Source organism: Pseudoalteromonas sp. bablab_jr011, assembly GCF_016464045.1.
GTDB lineage: Bacteria > Pseudomonadota > Gammaproteobacteria > Enterobacterales > Alteromonadaceae > Pseudoalteromonas > Pseudoalteromonas lipolytica.
The window spans coordinates 1-354 of record NZ_JACDWU010000158.1 but is presented as its reverse complement, the minus strand read 5'-3'; the positions used below and the strand labels follow the sequence as shown (position 1 = coordinate 354).

The 354-nt window shown below is 41.2% G+C and carries 1 protein-coding gene; it reads right to left on the bottom strand.

The window, feature by feature from the left end:
* Nucleotides 1-66 precede the first annotated feature (66 nt).
* Nucleotides 67-354 (bottom strand): IS200/IS605 family transposase (gene tnpA / locus JIG41_RS07700; protein ID WP_199524530.1); only part of this gene is annotated, 288 nt, incomplete at its 5' end.

The following is a 354-nucleotide window of genomic DNA, read 5'->3' as shown; positions in this document are numbered from 1 at the left end:
TTTATCTAAACTCACCGAGAAAACCCCGTGATCAGAACAAAGTGATGTCGCGGGGATGAATAGGTGTCACCCCTGCTCTTGGATATATTTTCGTATAGTCTCTGCGCTTGCATTCCCTACAGAACACACAAAGTACCCATCTGACCAAAATGTTTTCTCTTTCCAAAATTGGTTTTTCAGATAAGGAAATGATTTCCAGATTTTAGCGGTTGTGGCTTGCTTAATCCTCCTTGCGTGCTGGCCTACTGAATATCGAGTGCCGATTGTAATCAGCATATGAATGTGATCTTTGTCTATCTCAACCTCTTCGATCCTAAAGTCAGATGATAGAGAAACATCGAAAACCGTTTTCTT